Annotated in this window: 11 protein-coding genes; 2 read left to right on the top strand and 9 right to left on the bottom strand. The window is 71.0% G+C overall.

The window, feature by feature from the left end:
- Window positions 1-13: 13 nt before the first annotated feature.
- Window positions 14-3,349, bottom strand: coding sequence for a molybdopterin-dependent oxidoreductase (locus tag L942_RS34190; RefSeq protein WP_037368209.1), 3,336 nt, complete (start codon window positions 3,347-3,349; stop codon window positions 14-16).
- A gap of 84 nt (window positions 3,350-3,433) precedes the next feature.
- On the opposite strand from L942_RS34190, the gene L942_RS34185 reads away from it, so the two are divergent.
- Window positions 3,434-4,075, top strand: a complete 642-nt coding sequence (locus L942_RS34185; RefSeq protein ID WP_037368208.1) for a GntR family transcriptional regulator — start codon at window positions 3,434-3,436, stop codon at window positions 4,073-4,075.
- Window positions 4,076-4,363: 288 nt separating this feature from the next.
- Here L942_RS34185 and L942_RS42305 read toward each other — a convergent pair whose 3' ends face one another.
- The 6 genes from L942_RS42305 to L942_RS34155 form a co-directional block, all read right to left on the bottom strand.
- Window positions 4,364-8,176 (bottom strand): beta-propeller fold lactonase family protein, encoded by a 3,813-nt coding sequence (locus L942_RS42305; protein ID WP_158684579.1) that lies wholly within the window; start codon window positions 8,174-8,176, stop codon window positions 4,364-4,366.
- Between the two features lie 309 nt (window positions 8,177-8,485).
- On the bottom strand, window positions 8,486-9,679 hold the full coding sequence (locus L942_RS34175) for a TetR/AcrR family transcriptional regulator (protein ID WP_037368207.1): 1,194 nt from the start codon (window positions 9,677-9,679) through the stop codon (window positions 8,486-8,488).
- A gap of 130 nt (window positions 9,680-9,809) precedes the next feature.
- Window positions 9,810-10,640 (bottom strand): SDR family NAD(P)-dependent oxidoreductase, encoded by an 831-nt coding sequence (locus tag L942_RS34170; RefSeq protein ID WP_037368205.1) that lies wholly within the window; start codon window positions 10,638-10,640, stop codon window positions 9,810-9,812.
- A 10-nt stretch (window positions 10,641-10,650) separates the two neighbouring features.
- Complete coding sequence (locus tag L942_RS34165) at window positions 10,651-11,043, bottom strand: MaoC/PaaZ C-terminal domain-containing protein (protein WP_037368203.1); 393 nt, start codon at window positions 11,041-11,043, stop codon at window positions 10,651-10,653.
- Entirely contained in the window at window positions 11,040-11,477 is a 438-nt protein-coding gene (locus tag L942_RS34160; RefSeq protein ID WP_037368201.1) for an FAS1-like dehydratase domain-containing protein, read from the bottom strand. The genes L942_RS34165 and L942_RS34160 overlap by 4 nt, the downstream gene beginning before the upstream one ends.
- A 2-nt stretch (window positions 11,478-11,479) precedes the next feature.
- Window positions 11,480-12,664 carry a lipid-transfer protein gene (locus tag L942_RS34155; RefSeq protein ID WP_037368198.1) on the bottom strand — a complete coding sequence of 395 codons (1,185 nt, stop codon included), beginning with the start codon at window positions 12,662-12,664 and terminating at the stop codon, window positions 11,480-11,482.
- A 130-nt stretch (window positions 12,665-12,794) separates the two neighbouring features.
- Here L942_RS34155 and L942_RS34150 point away from each other — a divergent pair, with 130 nt between their 5' ends.
- Complete coding sequence (locus L942_RS34150) at window positions 12,795-14,342, top strand: long-chain-fatty-acid--CoA ligase (RefSeq protein ID WP_037368196.1); 1,548 nt, start codon at window positions 12,795-12,797, stop codon at window positions 14,340-14,342.
- A 32-nt stretch (window positions 14,343-14,374) separates the two neighbouring features.
- Here the strand turns inward: L942_RS34150 and L942_RS34145 are convergent, their stop codons facing one another.
- Complete coding sequence (locus tag L942_RS34145; RefSeq protein ID WP_235079568.1) at window positions 14,375-15,106, bottom strand: FAD:protein FMN transferase; 732 nt, start codon at window positions 15,104-15,106, stop codon at window positions 14,375-14,377.
- Entirely contained in the window at window positions 15,103-15,576 is a 474-nt protein-coding gene (locus L942_RS34140) for an FMN-binding protein (RefSeq protein WP_037368195.1), read from the bottom strand. Before L942_RS34140 ends, L942_RS34145 begins: the two co-directional genes overlap by 4 nt.
- Window positions 15,577-15,583 lie beyond the last annotated feature (7 nt).

Genomic DNA, 15,583 nt, shown 5'->3' with positions numbered 1-15,583 from the left:
GGGGTGACCAGGCTCACGCATCGAGCACTACATCCGTAGTGGGTACCGCCTGGCAGGAGAGGCACTGGCCGGCGGGCAGGTCGTCGGCGACCGCGACCAGGTGCGCGACCCGCCCCTCCAGAAGGGGCACCGCGCAGCTTTCGCACTGCCCGAGCCGACACCCGCTGGGCAGCGCGATCCCGGAAGCCTCGGCGAACCGCAGCAGGTCCCCGTCACCAGCGCGCCACCGGACCTCGCGGCCGGACCGCGCGAACCGCACGGTGGCCGTGGCGTCGTCCGGGATCCGGACCGGGGCGGGCGCGGCGTGGAACCTCTCGGCGAAGATGTCGAAGCGCGGCACGCCTCGTTCGACCAGTCCGGCGGTCAGTTCGTCCAGCATGCTTCCGGGGCCGCACAGGTAGAACCGGGCCCGCCGGCGGATCAGGCGGGCGTCAACGCGGTCGGCGCTGATCCGGCCGGCGAAGTCGCCGGGCTCATTCGGACCAGGACGGCTGTAGTGGTCCACAATCCGGACGGTCGGCAGCCGGGCCGCCAGCTCGGCGATCCGCTCCCGGAACGCGTGCCGCGAGCGGTCACGGCTGCCGTGATGCAGCACGATCTCCGGCGCGGACGCGGGATCGAGCGACTCCAGATAGCCGAGGAACGGCGTGATCCCGATCCCGGCGGCCAGCAGCACGATCGGTCGCGAATGGACAGTCGGGAGCGCGAACCCGCCCGACGGGGCGGTGACGAGCAATCGCGTCCCTGGCCGAAGCCGGTCATGGACGGCGGGCGAGAACTGCCCGCCCGGCACCCGGCGCACCGCGATCGCGTACCCGCCGTCCGGTGCTCCCGCCGCCCCGATGAGCGAATAACTCCGGGTCAGCCCGGGTGCGTCCGGCCAGGCGACGGTGATGTGCTGCCCGGCGCGGAATCCCGGCACCGGCCCGCCGTCCGCCGGCTCGAGCCGCACCGACCGGATGTCGTCGGTCTCGAACTCCGCCCGCTCCACCGCGAACTCCCGCTGCCCGGTCCACGGCTCCGGCTCGTCCGGCCAGACGTTGCAGAAGGTGGAGCGCAACGGCACCGATCCGCTGACCGGATCACGAGCGTCGTCGCCGATCAGCAGGTTGTAGTTGGTCCCGCCGTCGTCGAGCGGGTCCGAACCGGGCAACGCGAGGTCGGGGGCAGGCTGCCACCAGCCGTACTCCGCCACGACGACGTCCGGGTGCAGCGCGGGATCGATCCGCGCGCGCATCCGGACGTCCGCGGCGACAGTCGTGATGCGGACCCACTGTCCGTCCACGATCCCGCGCTCGGCGGCGAGTTCCGCGCTCAGGTCGACCGTCGGCTCCGGAGCGCGCTTCCGCAGCGACGAAATCCCGCGATGCTGACTGTGGCAGAAGTAGCCGTTCTTCGCGCAGGTCAGCACCAGCGGATGCCGAGCGTCCGGGGCCGGCGGCTCAGCGTCCGGGACCGCGGGCTGGCCATGCTCGGCGAGCCGCTCGGAATACAGCTCGACGCGCCGGGTCGGCGTCGCGAACCCAGTCACCACACCGGTTTCCGCCCGCTCGGCATATTTGCGGTACTCGGTTCGCAACGGCAGATCGGCGCCGCCGGGTCGTTCCCGCAACTGCGCGGCAGTGAGGCCGAGCGGGGCCAGCTGGTGATCCCAGCCGTCCTCGATGCGGCCGTCGAAGAACTCCGCACCCAACCCGAGCCGGCTGGCCAGCTCGAACACGACCTCGGTGTCCGAACGCGACTCGCCGATCGGCTCGGTCATCCGCGGCCGCAGCTGCACGCGTTCCTGGGCTGCCTGGCTGATTTCGAAACCCGCCTTGACCGCTTCGTGCTCCCACGGAGTCTGAACCGGCAGCAGGAGATCGGCGAACCGCGCGGTCGGATTCTCGAACAAGTCGAGATGCACCGCGAATTCCAACCGCCGCAACGCTTCTGCCGTGCGTCGAGGATCTGGCTGCGACAAGAGCAGATTCCCACCAAAGGAGACTAGCGCCCGTACCGGATAGGGCTTTTCCTCGAGAACCGCGCGGCACAAATTGCGCGCGGTCACCCACCCTTGTGCTGGCGGACCCAGCGGAAACTCCCGCAGTCCAAGAGCTTTCGCGCGTTGCGCGGGCGCGAGCTGATCCGGCGACGTGACCGGCGCGATCGGCAGCTTCGGCAGGACGACGTTCCCGCCGGGGGAGTCGTAGCTGCCGGTGAGCGCGTAGAGCGTGGCGATCGCGCGCTCAGTCTGCGTCGCGTTCGCATGCTGGCCAACGCCCGACCAAGCCGCGTACGTCACCGACTTCGCTTCAGCAAGATCAGCCGCGAATGCTTCGACCGCCGATGCCTCGACGGTCGTCACCGCTTCGGTCCGATCGAGCGGCCAGGCGGAACAGGCCTGCTGATAATGCTCGAACGCGGGAACGCACTCCACCGGACCGGCCAGGGTGTGTACCCGGCGTTTTCCGTGCAGCGCAAACCTTTCCGGCCCGCTCGCTGGATATTCAGTGTCATACGGCTCGGCCCGGCCGGCGACCTCGTCCCAAACCGCGAAACCGGTCGCGGCGGAATCGATTTCCGCGGCGCGCAGAAACCGGCCGGTATCCGCCCGGACCAGCAACGGAGCGTTCGTCCACGAACGCACGAACTCCTCGTCGTGCCCGCGCCGTTCGAGCAACGCCCGCGCGACGCCGAGCGCGAGTGCGCCATCGGTGCCGGGCCGGACCCGGAGCCAGTGCTCGGCCCGCACCGCACTGGCCGTCCGCCGGGGATCGACGACAGCCAGTTTCGGCGGGCGGGCCCCGGCCAGCGCGGCGGACTGCGCGAGCCACGCCTTGGCTGGATTGTGCCCCCACAGCACCGCGAGTTCCGTCCCCGCGTAATCCGGAGCGGGCAAGCCGGAGCCGAAGGTGAACGCGTGCGCGAAGTCCTTGTGCCAGTTGCAGATTTCGGTCGCGTACACGATGTTGGGGCTGCCGAAGAGCCGGATGAACCGCTCGACCCAGTCGATCGAGTCGGACATCGGAGTGCCGCTGGGGGAGGTGACCGAGAAGGCGACGGCCTCGGCGCCGCTGGTCGCGCGGATGCCGCCGAGTCGCTCGGCGACCTCGGACAACGCCTCGTCCCAGCTGATCTCGCGCCAACGCGGATCCGGGTCGGACTTCGGCGTCGTCCGGCGCAACGGCCGGCGGAGCCGTTCCGGGGAGTGCACCAGTTCCGGTGCGGCCCGGCCCTTCGGGCACAACGCCGTGCCGGTCGGATGCGCCGGATCCGGCCGGACAGCGCGCAGCGCGCCGTTCTCGACCGTGTAGACCGCGCCGCAGCGCGACCGGCACAACGTGCAGTAACCCCGGACCTCAGGCATCAGTTACTCCTTAGTAACCGGCTACCGGTTACTCGGGTACGATGCGGGACGGCAGCGGGGGAAGTCAAGGCGGAGGACCAGCGGATGGCGCAGCTGCAGCGCACGAACCTGCGCGAGCAAGTGCTCGAAGTGGTGCGGCAGGCCATGGTGTCCGGCGAACTGCGCCCCGGCGACATTTTTTCGGCGGCCGCGCTCGCGACGCGCCTGGGCGTGTCGAGCAGCCCGGTGCGCGAGGCGTTGCTGACGCTGGTCAACCAGGGGCTGCTGGAGCCGGTCCGCAACCGCGGCTACCGGGTCGTCGCGATGACCGAACGCGACCTGGACGAAATCTACGAAATGCGGCTGCTGCTGGAGGTCCCGGCGACGCTCTCCGCCGGGGTCGCCGCGGCTCCCGACGACCTCGCCCGGCTGGACCGCCTGGCCGCCGAGATCGAGTCCGCCGCGGAGGCGGGCGACGTCGCGCGTTTCCTGGAGGCGGACCGCCGCTTCCATCTTGACCTGCTGGCCCTCGCCGGGAACGGGCGGCTGACCGAGGCCATCGCGACGCTGCGCGACCAGACGCGGTTGTACGGCTTGGAAAAGCTGGCCGAGCACGGCCGGCTGACCGCTTCGGCGCGCGAACACCGCGAGATGCTGGCGACGATCGCGGACCGGGATTGGGCGCGGCTGGAGGGCCAGATCCGGGCGCATCTGAAACACATCCGGGCGGACTGGGCGCAGGGCTGAGCACAGCCGTGAGGTTCGCCGGGTCGTTCGGCCCGCGCTTTCCCGGCGTGCTCGACGCGGTGCCATGGGCAGGCCCGATCGGATTCGCGCGGAGGCGTTCGCCCGGCACCGGCTTCGTCCAATTCGGACAGCAGCGGGTCTCCCGGCCGCCGGGACGGGAGAAAGACGAGCCGAGTGTCTCCTGTGGACAGATGCGGTGGGGCAGCGGCGCCGAACGGCCGACGAGCGAAGCGGAAACGCCGAGGTCCCGGCGGGCGGCCGAGGCTGTCCGCCGGGACCTCGAGAGGATCAGCCGTCTCCGTCGGCTTCGGTGTTCGCTGCCGGCGGTGCCTCGTAGAGGTGGTGCTGCGGTGCGGGCATCGGGCTGCGGTCTCCGCGGGCGCCTTGCCAGATCTCCTCGTTGAGCCGCTGCGCGTCCGCCCGGTCCGGGTCGCCCGCCATGTCCTTTTCGGACATGACCAGCGAGCGGTTCAGCCCGGGGGTGGTGCTCGGGCTGGTCATCGTGACCGCGCGCGACGCCGCGGCGGACGGCGTGCCCGCCGGAGGCGCGACGGCGACCGAAATCGGATAGCTGCCGACCGGGATGGCCGGTCCGGCCTGACCGGTGGCCGCCGCGAGCGGAATCAGCTGCCCCGCGCCGGAGGCGGCCGCGTAGACGGTCGAACCGTCCGGCGAAACCGCCACCCCGCTGGTGGAGGCACCCGCGGTCATCGCGGGCCGCGCGGCCCCGGTGGCGACGTCGATCGGGGTGACGGTGTTCCCGCCCGAATTCGCGACGAACAGGGTCGCGCCGTCCGGGGAGAGGGCGACGTTGAACGGACCCGGACCGGCCGGGACGGGCTTCTTGGCGGTCGCGGTCGCGAGGTCGATCGGGGTGACGTCGTTCGAGCCGAGGTCGGACACGAAGCCGGTCTTGCCGTCGGCCGTGATCGCGATGCCGAACGGCTGGGCGCCCACCGGGATCGCGGGCTGGGCGGTGCGGGCGGCGGTGCTCACCGGCGTGACCGTGTTGCTCCCCTTGTTCGCGACGTAGAGGGTGCTGCCGTCCGGGGCGAGCGCGACGTTCTCCGGCCCGGTGCCGACCGGGATCAGCGCGCCCGCCGTGCCCGACGCGACGTCGACCGGCTGCACGGCGTTGTCACCGTAGGCCGCGACCCAGAGCGTCCGGTTGTCCGGGCTGACCGCGAGTCCTGCCGGGACCTTCCCGGTCGGGATCGTCGCGACCACCGCGTCGGAAGCGACGTCGATGACGCTGACGGTGTTCGCGTTCTGGTTGGCGACGTAGGCGCGCTGGTGGTCCGGGCTGACGACGACGGTGCCGGGGGACGCGCCGACCGGGATGTCCGCCTTGGCCTTGCCGGTCGAGAGGTCGACCGCGGTCACCGTGTTGGCGGAGAAGTTCGCGACGAACGCCTGCGGGATCTTCGCGGTGTTCGGGTCGGGCACGACGGTGGCGATCACGGCCGATTGCGAGGCCGTCATCCGGCCGTTGACCGGATAGTCCGCGCTGACGGTGAACTTCTGCTGCCCCGGCGCGGCATCGGCGGGCGGCGTGACTGTCCACTGTGTACTTGCGCTGGCTCCCGGGGCGACTGTGCTCAGCGGTGTGCCGCCGCCGGACGGCGTGACCGCCCATCCGTTGGGGGAGCCGAGGCGGACGCTGGTGCCGGAGAGCGGGTTCGAACCGGTGTTGGTCACCGTCCCGGTGATGGTGAACGGCTGTCCGGGTCGCGTGATCGTGGTCGACGCGGTCGCAGCGACCTTCGGCGGCGCCACTGCGGAGTACGGCGCGAAGTTCGGCTTGTCGGTGAAGGAATAGATCATCGGCAGCGCTGCGGCGTCGAACTGCGACATCGGCTGGACGCCGAGGAAGAGTTCCATCGTGCGCAGCATCGACACCTGGCTGTAGAAGTGCGAATCCACCTTGCCGGTCTGCGTGTACGGGCTGATCACGCTGGCGATGGTGCGATGCGCGTCGACGTGGTCGGGACCGGCCTGGGCGTCGTCCTCCACCACGAAGATCGCGGTGTCCTTCCAGTATTTCGAGTGGGAGACGGTGTCCACCAGCTTGCCCAGTGCGACGTCGTTGTCCGCCACGAGCTGCTTCGCCGTGCCTCCGCCCGCGGTGTGGTCGCGGGGGAGGTCGATGAACTGCATCGCGGGCAGGTCGCCCCGGGCGACGTAGCCGTCGAACTCCGACTTCCACAGGTCGTACCGGTGCTGGTCGCTCACCCCCATGTCGAACCAGGGGTAGTCGTGGTCGGTGGCCGCGTCCAGCAGCGGATCGTGGGCGCAGAACTTGCCGGGCGCGCACTTGACCGGCTCGCCCGCGCCGATTTCGCCGGCCGGCACGACGAACTGGCCGTAGTTGCGGAACCCGATCTTGCGGTCGGCCAGCTTGTCCCAGAGGTAAGCGTGCGCCGGGTCGGCGCTTCCGGCGGCGACGTCGGGGTGGTAGCCCTCGGAGTCGTACTCGGAGCCGTTGCCGGCGTAGCCCTGCGCGGTCGCGGTCTCGTTGTAGGGGTTCGAGCTCGCCTGCGTCGCCCACTGCCAGCCGTTCTGGCTGACCTCTCCGTTGACGTAGAAGTTGTCGAGGGTGACGAACTGGTCGGCGAGCTTGTGGTGGTTGGGCGTCACGTCCTTGCCGAAGACGGCCTGCGCCGGGTCGCCGTTGCCCTTGCCGAGGTCGCCAAGCACCTGGTCGTAGGTCCGGTTCTCCTTGACCACGTAGATGACGTGCTTGATCGGCGAGTTGTCGCCGACGTGCCGGGGCACGACGGTGCCCTGGCCGCCGGGGTCGTCGCCTTCGTGTTTGTCGAAGCGGTTGTTCTCGCGCACCTGCTGCGTGTATTTCGCGAGCTGGCCCCGGTCCGGGACCGGAAGGAGGGACAGGTAGCCCTGCAGCTGCCGCTCGACGTACGGGTGATTGTCCGGATTGGACGGATCGGTTCCCGTGTTGGGCCCGGTGCCGAGCCCCTTGGCGCTGACGATCAGCAGATTCTTGCCGTCCGGGGTGACCTGCGCGCCGGTCGGGTACCACCCGGTCGGGATCAGTCCCCGGACCGTGCCGAACTCGTCGCGGCCGACGTTCACGACGGCGACGTCGTTGTTGCCGCCGTTGGTGACGTACAGGGTCGTGCCGTCGGGGCTGAGAGCCAGGTTGGTCGGCTGTGTCCCGGCGTGCGCGCCCGGGAACGGCGCGAGCGAGATCGTGTTCGCGACCCGGTTGCTCGCCGTGTCGAGCACCGAGACCGTGTCGCTGTCCCCGTTGGCGACGAACAGCCGATGCCGCTTGGCGTCGAGCAGCATCGCATTGGGGTGCGTGCCGACGCGCACCGCGGGCCGCGGGGTCAGCGTGCGACCGTCCACAGTGAACACCGAAACGGTGTCGGCGCCCTGGTTGCTCACATACGCGGTGCGGCCGTCCTCGGAAAGCGTTACGCCGTAGGGGTAAGCGCTTACCGGTGCCTGCTCGGCCTGCCCGGAGGCGACGTCGACCGCGAGCAGCTTCCGAGAGTACTGCCCGGCGGTGTAGACGGTCTTGTCGTCCGGCGAAACGGCGACTGTCTGCGGATACGAACCGCTCGGCAGCGGCAGCGCGCGCTGGACCGACAGCCGGTGCGCGCCGGCGTCCCAGCCGAGGACCAGAACGGAGTTCATGTTCGCGGTCGCGAGAAACACCTGTTTCCCGCTGTGGCTGAAGGAAAGCCCGGGCGCGACACCCTGCGGGACGGCCTTGTTCCCGGTGTCCAGTTCGAGTTCCTGCAGCGACGCGCCGCTGCGGGAATCCATCACCTGGACGGTTTGCTTGCCGTTCTTGTTCCGCACGACGTTCGGCACCAGCAGCGCGCTGCCGTCCGGGGACAGTACCGCGTTGGCGGGGAAGAAGCCCGCGGGCTTCTGCTCGCCGGCCGGCGTGACTTTCCAGCCCGCCGGGGTGTAGGCGGTGCCGTCGCCCTGCGGACCGGCGTGCGGTGCGCCGCCGATCGCCACCGCGAGTCCGCCGCCCACCGCGAGCAGCCCCGCGGTCACGGCCAGCGCGACCGTGGTGCGCGGCCCTCTCCTGCGTTTTGCTTTCGCCTTGCCCAACCCAGAGTTCACCAGTCGACCCTTCGCGAAGCGTGCCGCGGCACCGGCGGTTTCCCTGCCGTGCCAACGGGATTCGAAGTTCCCGGACTCGTCTCCGGGAAGCCGGGCCCGAGTATTGCCAGGCCGGTGAACCACGCGATGAACGGGCCGTGAAGGTTCGTACCTGTTATCAAGTCGAGATAATGGGCGGAAAAGAACGACCTGCGGCTTTACCGTGCACTAACGTCCGTCGCGTGGGTGCGGCGTTTGCTGCCGCACGGCAACGGGGTTCCGGCTAGCGCGCCTGAGCCGGTCCGCCGAGGGTTCCGGGCCGTCTTGGGACTACCGTGCGGGCTCGGGCAGCCGGAGCAGCCGCGCCGCCAGGGTTTCCAGCGCCGCCGGGAGATCCGGGTTGCGGCGCAGGTGCGGGGTGCGAACCGCGCTGTTGACGACGTCGATCGCGGCGTCCACCCGGAGCCGCGCGGCGGCGCGGTCGAGTCCGGGGTGGACTTGCCGGAGCAGATGGGTCCATTCGGCGAGGTAATCGCGCTGTGCCTGCCGGCGGCGCTCGCGTTCGTCGGCGGGCAGGTGGCTGATCTCGGTGACGAGCAGGCCGAGCAGATCGTGGTGGGCGCGGCCGAACGCGACGTAGGACCGGATGAGCGTGCGCAGGGCGTCCTCGGCGCTCGTCGCGGTGGTGTAAGCCGCCGAGACGTCGGTGAAGAGCGCGGCGGTGCCGCGGTGGAACGCGATCGTCAGCATGTCCAGTTTGCTGGGGTAGTGGTTGTACACGCTGGGGCCGCTGATCCCGACGGCGGCGCCGATGTCCTCGACCCCGACGTCGCGGTATCCGTGTGCGGCGAACATGCGCACGGCTTGGTCGAGCAGGGCTTCGCGGCGGGAAGCCGGGGTGAGCCCGGCGGCCGGGGGCGCGGGCGGCGCGGTGGCGAACGCGGCGGGCGGGTCGGTGTCGAGCACGGTCGCCAGCAGCTCGGCGAGGAGGTGGTCGTGTCGCGGCCGCGGCAGGTCGATGCGGTGGAACGAGGGGCTGGAGAGGACCGCGATCATCGACCAGGCGAGCAGGTCGGCGGCAGCCGGGCCGAGCGCCGGACGGACGGCCTGGACGCGCTCGGCGAGCACGCGGCCGATCCGGCGGAGCTGCGCGCGCAGGCGAACGCGGTCGTCGTCGGCGAGGTGCCGGGCTTCGCGTTGCCACAGCACGCCGAGATGGCGCTGGTCGAGGGTGAGCGCGGCGAGCCGGGGGAGCGCGGCCGCCCGGTCGCCGAGGTCGAGCGCGTCGACCAGCTCCTGCGCCGGGGACAGCCCGGCGGTGACGACCTCGGCGAGGAGCTGCTGTTTGCCGGGGAAATGCCGGTACACCGCGGACGGGCCGATGGCGACCGCGGCCGCGATGTCGCTCATCGTGGTCTGGTCGTAGCCGTCGCGGGCGAACAGGTCGGAGGCGGCGGCGACGATCAGCGCGCGGCGGTTGCGCGGCCGTTTCCCCGCGGCGGGGGCGGCGGGTGCGGTCGTCATGCCCGGTCCTCTCGGTCGGTCCTCAGCCTGCCCGCGGCGAGCGGCCGCCTTCATCATCTCAGCGGAGCCCGGGCGACGGCGGCGGGCCGGGGAACCGCCACCGTCGGTGTGCACGGGCCAGGAGAACTCGTCACATGAAGAACCCGCCGCCGCAGACCAGGGTCTGCGCGCTGATGTAGTCGGACTCCGGCGTGCACAGCAGGTACACCGCCCCGGCGGCCTCGGCGGGCGTTCCGGCGCGGCCGAGCGGAATCTGCTGTTCCATCGTGGCGAGCAGATCGGGGTTGACGCCGACCTTGATTTCGCGGCCCGCCACGTCGATCGTGCTTCCGCCGCCGGCCGGGGCCTCGGTCAGCCGGGTCTTGATCAGTCCGAACGCGACAGTGTTGACGGTGACGTGGTAGCGGCCCCACTCCTTGGCCATCGTCTTGGTGAGCCCGGTGACGCCCGCTTTCGCGGCGGCGTAGTTGGCCTGTCCGGCGTTGCCGCCCAGCCCGGCGATCGAGGAGATGTTGACGACTTTGCGGCACGGCACCGGTTCCCCGTTCGCTCGCGCGGATTTGACCGCCGCGGACAGCACCGGCTGGGCGGCTCGCAGAATCCGGAACGGCGCCTTGAGATGCACGTCGAGGATCGCGTCCCACTGCTCGTCGGTCATCTTCTGGACGACCCCGTCCCAGGTGTAGCCCGCGTTGTTCACGATGATGTCCAGCCCGCCGAAGGACTCGGTCGCCGCCCGCACGAACCGTTCGGCGAACCCGTCCTCGGTGACGCTGCCCGCGCACGCCACGGCCTGGCCGCCGGCGGACTGGATGTCGGCCGCGGTCTGCTTGGCCGGAGCGTCGTCGAGGTCGTTGACCACGACGGCGGCTCCTTCCGAGGCGAGTTTGAGCGCGATCTCCCGGCCGATGCCGCGGCCGGAGCCGGAGACGATGGCGGTCTTGCCGTCCAGCTTGCCCATGGATGTCCTTTCAGAGAGCGACGATCGCTTCGCCGGTGAGCGTGGTCGTGCCGTCCGCGAGCGTGACGGCGAGTTCGAGCGTGGCCAGGCCGTCCTCTGCCGAGACGACCCGGCCGGTGCACGTGGGCCTGCCGCGGACCGGGGTGACGGCGGCGAAGCGCACCCGGAACGACCGAATGCGCTCCTGCGGCGCCCAGCCGGTCAGCAGCCGCCCGAGGTAGGCCATGGAGAGCATGCCGTGGGCGAAGACGTCCTCGAGCCCGGCCGACCGGGCGACGTCGAGATCGAGGTGGATCGGGTTGTGGTCGCCGGAAGCGCCGGCGAACAGCGCGAGGTCGGTCCGGGAGATCTCCGGCAGTTCGAGCGGCGGCAGTGCGGTCCCCGCCGTGACGTCCGCGGTCATCGGGCGGCCTCCGGATCCCGGACGACGAGGACGCTTTCGAGATCGGCGACCGGGGTGCCGTCGTCGCGGGCGACGGCGGTGTGTTTGACCACGAACTGGAGCGCTCCGCCCTTTTTCGCGTAGATGTCGGCGATCCGCGGGGACGCGACGAGCGTGTCGCCCGCGTAGGCCATCGAGTGGTAAGTGAACGACTGCTCGCCGTGCAGCACGTGGCGCAGGTCCACGCCGATCCCGGCGAGCCAGGCGAACGGATCGGGCTGCTCCAGTTCGATGCCGAACAGGAACGTCGGCGGCACCGGCAGCCGGCCGTCCGGCGGGCAAGAGCGCGGATCGCCCTGTCCGATCGCCTTGGCGAAGAACGCGAGCCGTCCGGCCTCCACGGTCATGGCGACCGGCGGCAAGGACCGGCCCTTGGCGGACGCGTCGATCGGCATGCTCACCGTGCCTTCTCGTACAGCGTCACGACCGCGGCCCCGCCGAGCCCGATGTTGTGCTGCAGCGCCACGGTGACGTCGTCGACCTGGCGCGGTCCCGCCTCGCCGCGCAGCTGCCAAGTGAGTTCGGCGCACTGGGCAAGTCCGGTCGCGCCCAGCGGATGCCCCTTGCACAGCAGCCCGCCGGACGGGTTCGTGACCACGCGGCCGCCGTAGGTGTTGTCGCCGTCGGCGATGAACTTCTCCGCGGTGCCCTCGCCGGTCAGCCCGAGCGCTTCGTAGCTGATCAGTTCGTTGGAAGTGAAGCAGTCGTGCAGCTCGGCGACGCGGATGTCCTCCGGCCCGATCCCGGCGGCCTCGTACACCTGCCGCGCCGCGGCCTTGGCCATGTCGTACCCGACCAGTTTCATCGGATCGCCGTCGAACGAGCTTTCCGTGTCGGTGGTCATCGCCTGCGCGGCGATCGCCACGTCGGTGCGGAGCCCGTGCGCTCGGGCGAAATCCTCGCTGGCGATGACCGCGGCGGCGGCGCCGCAGGTCGGCGGGCAGCACTGCAGCCTGGTCAGCGGGCCGTAAATGTGCGGTGCGGCAAGCACCTCCTCGACCGTGACGGGCTCGCGAAACACCGCGTAGGGATTGTTCGCCGCGTGCCGCCGCGCCTTGACCGAGATGGCGGCAAAGGTCTCCGGCGCGGTGCCGTACCGCTCGGCGTAGGCCGCGCCGGCCCCGCCGAAGTACCGCGGCGCCATCGGCACGCCATCCGCGGGGCCTTGCGCTTTCTCCAGCACTTCGTCGAAGCGGTGGAAGGGGTCCGGCCGGTCGTCCCAGTGCGCCTTGAGCGCGCCTCGCTGCATCTGCTCGAACCCGAAGGCCAGCACGCAATCGGCGGCGCCGGACGCGACTGCTTGCCGGGCGAGGAACAGCGCCGAGGAACCAGTGGAGCAGTTGTTGTTCACGTTCACCACCGGCACGCCGGTCATCCCGACCCGGTACAGCGCGTGCTGCCCGCAGGTCGAATCGCCGTACACATAGCCGGCGTAGGCCTGCTGCACGGAAGCCAGGCCGATCCCGGCGTCGGCCAGCGCCGCCTTGACCGCGCGCTCGGCCAGCACGTCGTAGGGCTCGCTCTTGCTGGGTGTCGCGAAGGGCGCCATGCCCACGCCCGCCACCCGGACCCGTTGCTTCATCCCACCTACCCAAGACTAGTCGCTATTCACTTCGAAGGGTGTCTTCCTTGACAGTCCATTGTCAAGGGGTCATTGTGTGTCGAGGTGCGCTAGCTGAAGTTCACAACGCGAGTGGACGGAGCCGACGAAGATGTATTTGACGCAGGGGCTGCACCGGTCCGTGCAGCAAACTCCCGACGCTCCGTCCACGGTCTTCGGCGAGCGCGAGCGGACTTTCGCCGAGACTGCCGAGCGGGTCGCCCGCCTCGCCGGGGCGCTTCGGGAAGCCGGGGTGCGGCAAGGGGATCGCGTCGCGATTCTCGCCCTGAACTCGGACCGTTACGCCGAATTCCTGCTCGCGGTTCCCTGGGCGGACGCGGTGTTCGTGCCGGTGAACATTCGCTGGGCGGTGCCGGAGATCAGCGGCTCGCTCGTCGAGTGCGACGCCCGGGTGTTGTTCGTCGACGAGAAATTCGCCCCGATGGTCCCGGCGTTGCGGCAGGAACATCCCGGGCTGACGACGGTGGTCTACTGCGGCGACGGAGCGCCGCCCGAGGGCATGCTCGGCTATGAAGAGCTGGTCGCCGCCGCGGAGCCGGTCGAAGACGCCCGGCGCGGCGGGGGATCCCTGGCCGGCGTCTACTACACCGGCGGCACGACGGGTTCGGCCAAGGGCGTCATGCTCAGCCACGACAACCTGCTGACCTCGGCGCTGGGGTCGGCCGCGACCGGCCGGTTCTGCGAGCCGGGCGGCCGGATGCTGCACGCCGCCCCGATGTTCCATCTCGCCGACGGTGCGGCCTGGGCCGCGCAGACCGCGATCGGCGGCGCGCACGTGATCGTGCCCGCGTTCGACCCGGCCGGCGTGCTCGCCGCGTTCAGCGAGCACCAGGTGACCAGCGCGCTGCTGGTCCCCACCATGATCGGGATGCTCGTCAGCCATCCGGGCACCGACGGCTACGACCTTTCCGGGGTGCGCCACCTGATCTACGGGGCGTCCCCGATTTCCGAACCGGTGCTGGAGAAAGCCATGGCGCTCTTCCCGAACGCCGGTTTCGTGCAGGCTTACGGCATGACCGAGCTGTCGCCGGTCGCGACGCTGCTGCTGCCCGAAGACCACGACGACCCGCGCCGCCGGCTCTCGGCGGGCCGGGCCGCACCGCACGCGGAGGTCCGGATCGTCGACGACCAGGACAACGAGGTGCCGCGCGGCACCGTCGGCGAGGTCGTTTCGCGCGGCGGGCACGTGATGCTGGGCTACTGGAACCAGCCGGAAGCCACCGCGCAGGCGGTCCGGGACGGCTGGATGCACACCGGCGACGGCGGCCGGATGGACGAGGACGGCTACGTCTACATCGTCGACCGGATCAAGGACATGATCGTCACCGGCGGCGAAAACGTCTACTCCGTCGAAGTGGAGAAGGCGCTCGCGCTGCACCCCGCGGTCGAATCCTGCGCGGTCATCGGCGTGCCGGACAGCGAGTTCGGCGAACGCGTCCACGCCGTCGTCGTGCTCGCCGCGGGCCGCACCGCCGACGCGGAAGAACTCCGCGAGTTCTGCAAGCAGCGCATCGCCGGGTACAAGACTCCGCGCAGCGTGGAATTCGTGGAAAGCCTTCCGCTGTCCGGAGCGGGCAAGATCCTGAAACGCGACCTCCGCGCGCGGCATTGGGGCGGGCGGGAACGGGCGGTGCACTGATTCGGTGCGCCGTCCGCTCGGCGGGCACGGGGTCAGGTCCGGGCTGCCCGCACGACAGCGGCGACGCGGTAACCCGGTGCGCGGGCGGCGACCCAGCGTTCGACGTCGGTTCCGCCGCGGGCGAAGGCCGCGGTGGCGAAGACGTCGGCCCACAGCAGCGTCGGGCCGGTGACGGTCAGGGCGAGCAGTTCGCCCGCGGGGTCGCCGGTGTGCGGGTCGAGGATGTGCGGACCGCGTTCGGCGGAACCGGAGGTCGCGATCCCGCCGTCGCGGAGCGGGACCACAGCGAGGAAAGCGTGCGGACAGGCGGGATCCTGAACGCCGACTCGCCATGGCGGGCCTTCGGCGGCGCGGCCGGTGATGTCGCCGCCGGCGTTGAGGTAGTAGTCGACGCCGGGCAGCCGCGCGAGACGGGCGGCGGCGCACTCGGCCGCCCAGCCCTTGACGATCCCGGACGGGTCGAATCCGCCGGGCAGCCACGCGTCGAAGTAGCCCTCCGTGCGTTCCCTGGCCTCGTCGCAGAGCGCCACCACTTCGGCGACCCACGGGTGGGCCCGCGCCGGGGAGAGCGCGCGGCGGCGGATGGCGCTGACCTCGCTGTCGGGTCGGTAGGTGCTGAACAGTGCGTCGGCCTTGCGCAGATCCGCGAACACCGCGGCCACGACGGGGTCGACGCCGGCGAGCGGACCGCGCAGGTGGAGGCTGATCTGCGTGCCCATGATCGGCTCGCTCCAGGACCGGTGCCGCCGGTCGGCGGCGGTCATCGGCGGGCGGCGTCGAGCGCCGACTGGAGGGACTGCTGGTAGCCCTGCGAGGTGTAGGTGGCACCGCTGACCGCGTCGATCCGGGCGCTCTGGGCCTGCAGCACCTCCTGGTTGAGCTCAGGCACGGCGGTGGAGTTGATCCGGACGTCGCGGCCGCTTTCCTGCGGGTACTGGACAGCCTGCGCGTCGGTGATGCGCCCGCCGGAGACGGTGATCCGCACCTGGACCGGGCCGTAGTCGGTGTCGGCGGCGGCGCCGGTGAACGTGCCGTCCCCGCCGGCGGCCGACGGGCTCGCCGAGGCGGACGGACCCGGTGCGCCGGAGGTGGACGGACCCGCGGCGGGCGGCGCCAGGTTCCCGCCGAGCGGCCGGTTCGCGGCGGCCGGAGCCGGGCCGGTGCTCGTGCGGTAGCTGAACAGCAGCACGACGACCGATACGGTCGCGGCGAAAGCGAGAGCGATCCTGCGCATCCGAAGT

Source organism: Amycolatopsis orientalis DSM 43388 (assembly GCF_000411975.1).
Classification (GTDB): domain Bacteria; phylum Actinomycetota; class Actinomycetes; order Mycobacteriales; family Pseudonocardiaceae; genus Amycolatopsis; species Amycolatopsis orientalis_D.
This window is presented reverse-complemented; position numbering and strand designations above follow the sequence as displayed.